12 protein-coding genes are annotated in these 10,022 nt (G+C 47.4%); 1 reads left to right on the top strand and 11 read right to left on the bottom strand.

What is annotated here, in order from left to right:
- Positions 1-19: 19 nt before the first annotated feature.
- Together ACLU24_RS13925 and xerA are read right to left on the bottom strand one after the other, a co-directional pair.
- Positions 20-1,195 (bottom strand): restriction endonuclease subunit S, encoded by a 1,176-nt coding sequence (locus tag ACLU24_RS13925; protein ID WP_412613271.1) that lies wholly within the window; start codon positions 1,193-1,195, stop codon positions 20-22.
- A 10-nt stretch (positions 1,196-1,205) separates the two neighbouring features.
- Positions 1,206-2,189, bottom strand: a complete 984-nt coding sequence (gene xerA / locus ACLU24_RS13920) for a site-specific tyrosine recombinase/integron integrase (protein WP_118564838.1) — start codon at positions 2,187-2,189, stop codon at positions 1,206-1,208.
- Between the two features lie 37 nt (positions 2,190-2,226).
- On the opposite strand from xerA, the gene ACLU24_RS13915 reads away from it, so the two are divergent.
- Complete coding sequence (locus ACLU24_RS13915) at positions 2,227-2,919, top strand: restriction endonuclease subunit S (RefSeq protein ID WP_412613270.1); 693 nt, start codon at positions 2,227-2,229, stop codon at positions 2,917-2,919.
- Here the strand turns inward: ACLU24_RS13915 and ACLU24_RS13910 are convergent.
- The 9 genes from ACLU24_RS13910 to ACLU24_RS13870 form a co-directional block, all read right to left on the bottom strand.
- The gene (locus ACLU24_RS13910) at positions 2,916-3,455 is read right to left on the bottom strand and encodes a restriction endonuclease subunit S (protein WP_154256498.1); all 540 of its coding nucleotides are present in this window, start codon (positions 3,453-3,455) and stop codon (positions 2,916-2,918) included. The genes ACLU24_RS13915 and ACLU24_RS13910 overlap by 4 nt on opposite strands.
- Complete coding sequence (locus ACLU24_RS13905; RefSeq protein ID WP_412613269.1) at positions 3,445-4,947, bottom strand: class I SAM-dependent DNA methyltransferase; 1,503 nt, start codon at positions 4,945-4,947, stop codon at positions 3,445-3,447. The genes ACLU24_RS13910 and ACLU24_RS13905 overlap by 11 nt, the downstream gene beginning before the upstream one ends.
- A 69-nt stretch (positions 4,948-5,016) precedes the next feature.
- On the bottom strand, positions 5,017-5,256 hold the full coding sequence (locus ACLU24_RS13900; RefSeq protein ID WP_006573514.1) for a helix-turn-helix domain-containing protein: 240 nt from the start codon (positions 5,254-5,256) through the stop codon (positions 5,017-5,019).
- Positions 5,257-5,405: 149 nt separating this feature from the next.
- Positions 5,406-6,770, bottom strand: coding sequence for a relaxase/mobilization nuclease domain-containing protein (locus ACLU24_RS13895; RefSeq protein WP_412613267.1), 1,365 nt, complete (start codon positions 6,768-6,770; stop codon positions 5,406-5,408).
- Entirely contained in the window at positions 6,731-7,060 is a 330-nt protein-coding gene (locus ACLU24_RS13890) for a plasmid mobilization protein (RefSeq protein WP_005934759.1), read from the bottom strand. The genes ACLU24_RS13895 and ACLU24_RS13890 overlap by 40 nt, the downstream gene beginning before the upstream one ends.
- Before the next feature lie 236 nt (positions 7,061-7,296).
- On the bottom strand, positions 7,297-7,956 hold the full coding sequence (locus tag ACLU24_RS13885; RefSeq protein ID WP_412613265.1) for an SIMPL domain-containing protein: 660 nt from the start codon (positions 7,954-7,956) through the stop codon (positions 7,297-7,299).
- Entirely contained in the window at positions 7,953-8,612 is a 660-nt protein-coding gene (locus tag ACLU24_RS13880; protein WP_412613263.1) for a vWA domain-containing protein, read from the bottom strand. The genes ACLU24_RS13885 and ACLU24_RS13880 overlap by 4 nt, the downstream gene beginning before the upstream one ends.
- A 101-nt stretch (positions 8,613-8,713) precedes the next feature.
- Complete coding sequence (locus ACLU24_RS13875; protein ID WP_412613261.1) at positions 8,714-9,142, bottom strand: YolD-like family protein; 429 nt, start codon at positions 9,140-9,142, stop codon at positions 8,714-8,716.
- 30 nt (positions 9,143-9,172) lie between these two features.
- Positions 9,173-9,712, bottom strand: coding sequence for a helix-turn-helix domain-containing protein (locus ACLU24_RS13870; RefSeq protein WP_412613260.1), 540 nt, complete (start codon positions 9,710-9,712; stop codon positions 9,173-9,175).
- Between the last annotated feature and the right edge of the window lie 310 nt (positions 9,713-10,022).

Genomic DNA, 10,022 nt, shown 5'->3' with positions numbered 1-10,022 from the left:
TAAACGATAATTTAGCAGCTTAGAGCTGGACAGCAGACACATCGATCTCGCCAGACATCAGTTTGGGCAGCAAATTATCTCTCAATGTCGCAAGCGATTGATTCTGCTCTTCCAAAATACGTTGCTGTGCAAAGATAGGAGCGCAAAAGTCGCTGAATTTGGCAAGAGTTTCAGCGTCAGGAATAACCGCCGGGACATTTTTCATAGTGCTGCCAGATACTTCTTTGAATGTTGACCCGGATGCCATGCCTTCAATGACCGGGAGAGTGTTTTTCAAAAAGAAGTAAACAAATGGTGTTCCAATTTCCGGCTTAGGCACAACCGATTTGAAACCTTGATTTGTTGTTACTTCACCAGCGGCGATAGCAATATAACCTATTGGCGCACGAGATGAGAACAATACTGTCCCTTCGGGCATGATTGATGCGCTGCTATTTCTCAAGCCAAGTTCAGTTATGTCATTCTCACCATGAGAAACGAACTTCGACTTGTTGTTAGATAAATCTTTCGGAGTTATCCATGCTATACCGGACTCCGTGTAATACTCAGGTTTAGCTTTTGAAGGGGTACTGCCTCCAACAACAGTACCAAGATCGCTAATTGTTCCGGTAGTCCATTCTGGATCAGCATTATCAACGAATAATTCTTGAAAATAGGATTGAGCTTGCTGCTCTAAATTATCGTTTATCTCTTCGTTTAATGCTATTTTCCTATCAAGCATCCTTAGCGTAGAACCTATCTTCTTCTGTGTTTCCAGCTCTGGAAGGTCGAGTTCAATATCCTCTATGTCAGATGGTTTGATGGAAGGATAGGTTGATGTACTTTGCTCTGCTATTGCTTGAAGAGACTCAATGACCGAAGACTGCGTGAGATAATAATAAATAAAATAAGGATCCGCAATAGTGGTATCAACAGTCACAACGGTGAATCCTGTGGATACGAGAAGATTCTCGGTTCCTGCTTCAATAATTCCATAATGCTTCTGATTTGGACGAACAGTAGAGAAAAGGATGTCTCCAACAGAAGCCTTCCGTCTCGCCCTGCTGGGGATTTTGTCCACGCCGGGATATAAGGTCTGGATTTCATCTATCCTTCCTTCGGTAATGCTACCTGTGTCCAGATAACGAATCAAAGACCATTTTTCTTTATCTGAGTAAGTATGAAGATTAGTTTTACAACAATCACCAAGTCTCATCTTTTTACTCCTATCCAATATATTTTCTATGTGCCAGCTTCACATTCTGTTGTTTCACCATTGCATAGTGCATGGTGGTGTCGATTTTCTGATGCCCTAAGAGCTGCTGGACTTGCTCTATGGGCATTCCTTTGTCTATGGCAGTAGTAGCCAGTGTACGCCTGAACTTGTGAGGGTGAACCTTCGGGATATTCAGACGCTTTCCCAGCTCCCGAAGACGTGTCTCCACACCGCCGATCATCAGCCGGTCAAACGGGGCTTTTAGCGAAACGAACAATGCGGGATTTTCATCTGTTCTGCCCTCAAGATAGTTTTGAAGGTGAATCTTCGTCCTTGCATCGAAGTAGACCAATCGTTCCTTATTGCCCTTGCCGATAACCACGCATTCGCGTTCGTTGAAGTTGATGTCTTCGCGGTTTAGCGTGACCAGTTCTCCAACACGCATTCCGGACGAAGCCAGAAGATCAACCATAGCCAAATCACGCGCCGTTGTACAGTTGTCGCGCATCAGCTCCAACGCTTCATCGGTGTAGGTGTCCTTAACAACCTTTGCGGTTTTAACTTTGTGAATCCGGCGTACCGGACTTTTCACGATGAAGTCCTCATCCTCAAGCCAAGAGAAGAAACTGGACAGGATCCGGCGGATGTTGTCTATGGTCACTTTACTCGACCTGCGCTGAACCTGATAGTTGGTTAGATAGCGGCGCAAATCATCTGTGGTGACCTGTTGCACAGCCTTTCCGACTCCGGCAATCAGAGATTCAATCGTCTTCCGGTAGTAGCTCAGGGTTTTCTCTGAGCAGCCTTCGATCCGTTTTGCCGTGATAAATGCTTCGACTGCATCTGTTTCTTCTGCTGGAATTGAGCCACTATCATAGGTGATCGTTGCCCCTTCCAATGTCTCAGCCATTGCATCCCGAAGGTGCATGAGCTGTTCGTTGTTAAGATACGGCAGCATTTTTCGCTGTATCTCCGTGATGAGTTGTTCTGTCATTGTCGTGTCTCCTTTCGAGGTAAGAGAACGACATTCAGTGGCAGTCCCTTTTGTAAAACTCTCGCCACTGGTGAGAGTTATTCAGACGGTAAACGATAATTTACTTGCTCAAGCACAAACGCTTTACAAACAGTTCTTCCCGTATGGCGTACAAGATGATCTTCCAGATGGCTGGCGCATAGGCACAGTTGGTGAGATCATCGAAATCCATGACTCGAAGCGTATCCCTCTCTCTGGTGCAGATAGAACGAAGATGGAGAAGAAGATTTATCCTTATTATGGTGCAGCCTCTCTCATGGATTTTGTGGATAACTACATCTTCGACGGTAAATATCTTCTTCTTGGAGAAGATGGTACTGTTGTTGACGATGCTGGCTACCCTATTCTGCAATATGTGTGGGGACAATTCTGGGTAAATAACCATGCCCACATTCTCACTGGAAGGCTTGGTTATGATGTTGAGAGCCTATATATGCTCTTTAAGCAGACTCCGGTAAAATCTATTGTTACCGGTGCTGTTCAGCCAAAGATCAGCCAAGCGAACTTGCGCTCTGTTCAAGTGGTTATTCCTCCTGAACATAATCTCAGAGAGTATAACGATCTGGTTGAGCCATTGTTCTCTTTATTTCGTGCCAACGAGGAAGAGTGTAAAACCTTTACAGCACTGCGAGACATGCTTCTACCAAAGCTCATGTCCGGCGAGATTGACGTCTCTGCTGTCCAGCTCTAAGCCGCTAAATTATCGTTTATCCTATCGTTAAGCGCAATCTTTTCGTCAATCCTTGCAAGGAAATCTCCGATGCGTCTCTGCTCGTCCAAGTCTGGCACTGACAATTCAAGCTCTTCGAGAACGCTTTGTTGAACTCGCTGCCTTCCAGAAGATCCAACCATAGACTTTATAGCTACATTACGGAAAACCGGGTTTATTGCTGTGTAATAAACAAATTGCGGATCGCTGATTCCCGTTTTTGCTCTCATCACAATAAACTCCGTTGAGCCAAAGCCAATTTCGCCATCATCAAGCATATCAACATAAGCGGTTTTTCCGTTTTCAAGGCATGGAGTGATCCTTGCCATAACGGTGTCCCCGTTGCAAAACTTAGCTCCGCCGTTAAACTCGGCTTTTTCCGTCTCTGGAATCTTTTTCGTGAACGGCTTTAATTTGTCCATTGCAACCTTCGTTGCAATGTCACCCTTTTTGAGGCTCAAGCGAGGATTAAAGTCAATAAAGTCGGCAGCGCGAATTGTCCTCCACTCAGATGTCATACCCAATCGCCCCCAGTCGTTCTTTGATCTGCGCCTCAAGTTCATGGGACTTTGCGAAAAGCTCAGAAAGTTCAGAAGTCAAACGCCCCATTTTCTCTTCAAACGGCTCGCCGTCATCTTCCTGTTCCTCAATACCAACATAGCGTCCCGGCGTGAGAATGTAATCCTGCTTTGCGATGTCCTGCGTAGTAACAACAGCACAGAAGCCCTTTTCATCTTCAAGCGTTCCTTCAACGAATGCGTTGTAGGTGTCGGCAATTTTCTTGATGTCTTCATCCGTCAGTTCGCGCAGCTTCCGCGTAACCATAGTGCCGAGTTTCCGTGCGTCGATGAATAGTGTCTTGCCTTTTTGCTTCTTGTTCTTTGCAAGGAACCAGAGCGATACCGGAATCTGCGTCGTGTAGAATAGCTGCGTCGGCATTGCGACGATACAGTCCACAAGGTCAGCATTGATAATGTTTTTGCGGATTTCACCTTCACCGCCGGACTGCGAAGAAAGCGAACCATTTGCAAGCACCATACCGATACGTCCATTCGGAGCGAGATGCCAGATCATGTGCTGCAACCACGCGAAGTTTGCATTTCCAGCAGGAGGCGTACCATACTGCCAACGGACATCATCAACGAGTTTATCCGCACCCCAGCCGGAGAGATTGAAGGGCGGATTCGCCATAATGAAGTCTGCCTTGAGCTGAGGGTGGCAATCGTTAAAGAACGTGTCCGCATTGAACTTGCCGAGGTCGGCTTCAATACCGCGAATGGCAAGATTCATCTGCGCCATCTTCCATGTGGTCGGGTTGGAGTCCTGTCCAAAGACGGAAATCTTGTTGATGTTGCCGCCGTGATTTTCGATGAACTTTGCGGACTGAACGAACATACCGCCAGAGCCGCAGCACGGGTCATAAACACGTCCATTAAACGGCTGCAACACCTCAACAAGGGTACGTACAACACAAGAGGGAGTATAGAACTCACCAGCAAGTTTACCTTCTTGCTCAGCAAACTTGGAGAGACAGTATTCGTATGTACGACCGAGAATGTCCTTGCTGTTTCCATGCTCGATCATCTGAATGTTGGTGAAGAGATCAACCACTTCACCAAGACGCCGCTTGTCCAGCTCTGGACGGGCGAAGTTCTTAGGAAGAATATCTTTGAGGCGCTTGTTTTCTTTCTCAATACTGCGCATTGCATCATCAATCACCGTGCCAATTTCCGGCGTGTGAGCGGCAGCAGCAATCGCACTCCATCGTGCATTCTCAGGGACAAAGAAGATGTTTTCGGCAGTGTATTCGTCCTGGTCTTCTTCAAATCCATCGCCTTCTTCAACCAGTTCCTTGTACTTTGCCTCGAAGCGATCAGAAATGTATTTCAAGAAAATCAATCCGAGAACGACGGACTTGTATTCGGATGCGTCGATGTTTCCGCGCAGGACGCAAGCCGCGTCCCAGATTTGTTTTTCAAAGCCGATATTGCTTGTGTTATTCTCAGCCATTTCAGCAACCTCCAAAGTTATAGTTTCACACTTACTATTCTACAAAAAGAGCTGTACGAAAAACCGGACTCAGTTCTTGTCCGTTCGCACAGCCTCACATATATCTCCGATGTCACAGTTCAAGTAATCACAAATGCGCAGCAAAATAGAGAGGGACACTTCTTCCCCCTTATTCAGTTTTGTCCATGTTCCGGCAGACAGCCCTACTTCATGTCGTAGAGAAGCCTTCTTTATGTCGCGTTCCAGAAGAAGCATCCATAGTTTCTTATAGCTTATGCGCACGGCAACCATCCTTTCGCTTGCTTGCATTCAACATCGCTTATAATATTATACTGGATTTCATTCTCAAAAGCAATCCGTTGATGCAGAAATTAAAGAAAAAGTTTCAATTTCTCGAACCTTCTCTCAAGGATGCAGGGCATCTCCGGTCAACAGGAGATGCCCTGCTTTTGAAAGGACTATTCGCGCTGTGTGCTGCGCAGATGATCACGGTCATGGTCAGCAGAAGGAGCGAGAAACGTATCAACATTAGACTTGATCGTCTCTATTTGCTTTACTTCTTTTTTGAGCTTCGCACGTTCATCATAGAGCCGCTGCTGCTCTTCAAGAAGTCGCTGCTGTTCCGCTTGCAGTGTCTTCATGCTCGGCAGTTTTTCATCGCCCTGCATAGCAAGAAGCGTACTCCGCGCCGCCTCAAAGATCACAAGTTCTGCCTCATGCTTTGCCTTGAACCCCGGCTTGTCTTTTGCCTTCTGGAAGGCGTCATATACAGGCTTGAGCCGCTGGTAGTTGGAGATGTTTTTGATAAGCGGCTGGATTTCCCGCAGACGTGCTTCAACGCCTTTCAGTTCCTTGCCGGTACGGTCATAGGAGCTGTGAACATCCTCGACCTTCTTCTCAAGATCGGCGTATTGGAGCAAGTTGTTTTCCGTGAGATAGTTGAGTGTCCGTGCCGCTTCCTTGAGGATCGTGAGCTTGGCTTTATACTCATAGCCCTTGCTGTCGATAAGTCTGATCCGCTCCTGAATATCTCCGATGAGAGAGATGCCCTTCGGTGCGGTCTGCTTCCGGCTTCTGCGGGGCGTCCGTCCGGCAATCCGCTCCTTGATGCGTTCCTCGGTGTAGTTCTCTCCGATGGTCTTAGAACGAGTAAACCGCTCCTGACCTTCAGCGCGAAAGGAGATATATTTGCCGGTCTTGATTTCATAACCAGCTTCCTGCATGAGCCGCAGAAAATCATCGTAATCCTTCGCTGTGATGACAAGCCGGTCGATGGTCTGCTTGAGCTTTTGCTTCCAGCTCGTGCCGCGTTTGGCTTCGGTGTACTCCTTGTAGCCCATGCCTTTGTTCTGAGAGGGAGGGATAACAGAGAGACCGTTTTCCTTACAGAGCCGGTCGCTGACCTCGCGCATATCATAGTAAATCCGCTTGTAGCTCTTGTATGCGTGGTAGTCCACAAAGTCAACCGCATTGAAAATCAGATGGTTATGAACATGGTCTTTGTCAATGTGAGTGGTCAGCACATACTCATATTTTCCACCGAGGATTTCATCCGCAAATTGCTTGCCGATCTCGTGGGCAAGTTCCGGTGTGACCTCTCCGATTTCAAAGGACTGGATCACATGACGGGCTATGATCCTGACCGGATTCATCCCTTTTTGCTCGGCTATTTTCCGCGTCCATTCAAATTCCCGCGCTGCGGTCTCGCTGGCACAGCCGTAGGACGAGACCAGCAGCTTCTCGTCTGTCTTTTCGGGATTCAGAATGTACGCGATTGCCTTGCTCAAAGTTCCTCGGATTGCTTTGATTTTAGTAACTGCCATACCGCGTCCATCTTTTCTTTCAGCTCGTCAATATCGTCCTGATAGAATCGTCCCGTCGAGTTGATCCTGCGGCAGACGGTATTGATGTTCACGCCGATCTTGTTGATTTCGGCGGCGAGCTTTTTCTGCTCCGTGTAGTCCACGACGATGATGTAGCCGTCGATCAGCATCTTCCTTGCATACGCACCGAAGTTCTCCGTGCCAATCATCTCCATCTTCTTTGCAATCGTCCGTTCTTCCTGTGGTGTCAGCCAAATCTTCTTCTGAATATCTCGTGTTCTTCGTACCATGCTGCGCCCTCCGTCGTAAAGATTAGAAGGGTTTGGGACTATCCCAACAAGCAAAAATCTGATGTTAAGGGCAGGGTCTCCTTAACTGATTTTTCTCCGGTGGGTACTCACCGGATTTGCTTGCTAATCTCCCAAAATCGTATTCCCCGAAGATTCCTCCGTGAAATGTCCCTTCACTTTACAACGGACACAATAAGAGCGTTTGTTGAGTACCGGATTTCAAAAAAGTCAAAAAATCATTGGATTTCCCATGTGAAAGCCACTGTGTCTGTCACATCAATATCAACCGGCTCAATCTCAGGTGCGGCGCACTTGCTCATCGCCATGAGAGGCTGAATGCAGTCTTCAACATCGTAGCTTGTTCTGGAAAAAACATTGAGTTCGCCCCAGTTGTAGTCGATGTTGAGCAACTGCCCAAGCGTACTGCCTGATGCTTTGCAAAGAATCTCCGCCTTTGCCCTGGCGTTCTCCGTCGCATTGATCAGCAGCTCTTCGCTGACTCTTGCCGGGTTTTTCACGGTGAACGCAATGCTGAGTTCTGGTTGCGCCCCACAATCCGCAATCGCAGAAATGACCTTTGCAAGCTGCTTGCTGTCAAAGTCAAAGGCAAGTTTCAAGCGATAGCTGCAAGCATATCCGGCAAACTCTCGCTTGTAATTTCCTTGCCGATCCTTGACATTCTCGTACCTTGTCTGGACATCAAAGCTCGTGGTTTTCAGGTCTTCCTTGCGATACCCAACGCGGACTGCGGCACCTTGCAGTCTTTCGATTCTCTCGGCAGCTTCCGACATTGCACGGTCATAGGTTTTAGATAAGGTTTCAATGTTCAAGGAGAGGATGATGTAATCCGGTCTTGCGGAGACATTGCCTGTCCCTTTTACGGTGATCGTTCTCATTGCTTTCTCCCGTCCTTTCTGGAATTAAAGTCCTCATCAATACGCTTTTTCCAATTCGTACCCAGTGGTACGCTGCAACGGACAGCAGAAACCGCTTCGCTCAGAACCTCATAGTTGAGCTGCGTTCCCTTATGGTCAGAGTGATAATTGACCGCTCGGTCTGCTCCAATACCGAAGTGCTTTGCCGTTTCAACTGCGTCAATATTTGCGCCGAGGAATAGAAACTCCCAGCCGTACTTTTCCTTCTGCCGCTCGATCATTTTCTTAACTGTCTCGCTGTCATAACGGCGGCTTGCATTCTCCATGCCATCCGTTGTGATGACGAACAGTGTGTGTTCAGGGACATCCTCTTTTCTTGCGTACTTATGGACATTCCCAATGTGATGAATCGCTCCGCCGATAGCATCCAGAAGCGCGGTGCAGCCGCGAACGGAATAGTCCCTGTCGGTCATCGGCTCCACCTTCTGAACCGGCACACGGTCATGGATAACCTCGCTCACGTTGTCAAAGAGAACGGTAGAGATCAATGCCTCGCCATTCTCTTTTTTCTGCTTTTCAATCATGGAGTTGAATCCTCCGATGGTGTCTGTTTCCAGTCCGCTCATAGAGCCGCTGCGATCAAGGATGAATACGATCTCCGTCATGTTCTTTCTCATGTTTTGTACCTCCGTATATAAAAAAATGACTGCTTGGTGTCTCACCTTACAGTCATATTGTACTTCGGTATTCACTTCATTTGGTCGCATGGCAAGCGACATTATTCCAGCGATGAGAACAGCTCTCCGTCAATACTTAGAACATCATCCATCGGAATCTTCGTGCCGTCCTGCATGGTAATTAGACGTTCAAAGTCATCAACCTTTTTGACCGCGCCGGTTGCGGTTATGTATTTGCCGCCAGCCTTCCGCTCATCAGGCTGGAAGTAGGTGATGGTGACTTTCGGTGCTTCATCAAGGGCTTCCATGAGAAGCTGATACTTCAAGTCCAATGCAGTCAGGGCTTCCTCGTCAAGCTCAATTCTTTCGTCGGTCAGACGTCCGGTTTCCTTGATTGCAGAATCATAGCCTGTGAGGGCGGCGAAGGGAGCGAACTGCGCTGCTCGATCTGACATCGGCATCTGTGGTCGCGTCTTGGAGACGTGGTGAGGAAGAGACAGGATCTCATCGTATTTGTTGCTCGTGCGCATTTTGCATCTCCCTTCCAGATAACCGGGGATTTATTTCTTATTCATCTCTTCGTTGTTGGGATTCTGATATGCGTGGTTCTCCACATACACCATCATACGATTATACAGTACCACATAGAAAAGTAAAGCAAGCATACTGCCTATTGCACCCAAAAGAGGATAAGAGTCGCTGCCTCGCAATTTCACCGCTGTCCATATTATAACGCCTATCCACGCCACAACGCACAGGACGATAGTTGAAATATGTTCGCGCAGCCATTTCCTCTTAAAAAATGCTATCTTTTCTTTCAGTGTAAAGGTGCTGTTGTTCAGTGCCGCAACAAGATTATTGTCGGCGGCTTTTTTGAAGTCCTCCGCTAAAAGTCGTTCTCCGCTTATAAGCTCGTTAATACTTACACCAAATTCTTTTGACAGCAGTGCCAGCATTTCAACATCGGGCGTATAGTTGCCGTTCTCCCAACGAGAAATGGTTTTGTTGGTAACGCCGAGCTTTTCTCCGAGCTGCTCCTGCGTCAATCCTTTCTCTTTCCGCAGAGCAGCGATAAATTTTCCTATCTTTATTTGATCCATTTTTATGTACCTCCGAAGAGAAGTATAGCACGGCTTTCGCAAAAATTCCTCCCCGCAAACAGCGAATGCGTTACCCACAGGCAGCGAAACGCATTTTCCGCGTATATGACACATTGACATAACCAAATATAAGAACCTGCACAATCCCGATTTGTTTGATCCTTTATGCCTTATGCCCGCCGATCTGCGCATTACGGTCTTTGGCAGTTGCGCCTTCTTCAAGATTCATCGCCTTTAGGATGGCGTTCTTTCCGTACTTCTTCTTAATGGCGAGAGCCGCCTTCTGGATTTTTCTCTCACGCTCCAAGAC

This window comes from Pseudoruminococcus sp. (genome assembly GCF_047012705.1).
In the GTDB taxonomy this organism is placed as follows: domain Bacteria; phylum Bacillota; class Clostridia; order Oscillospirales; family Acutalibacteraceae; genus Pseudoruminococcus.
Note: the sequence above shows the minus strand (reverse complement) of the source record. Positions and strands in the feature narration are given on the sequence as shown.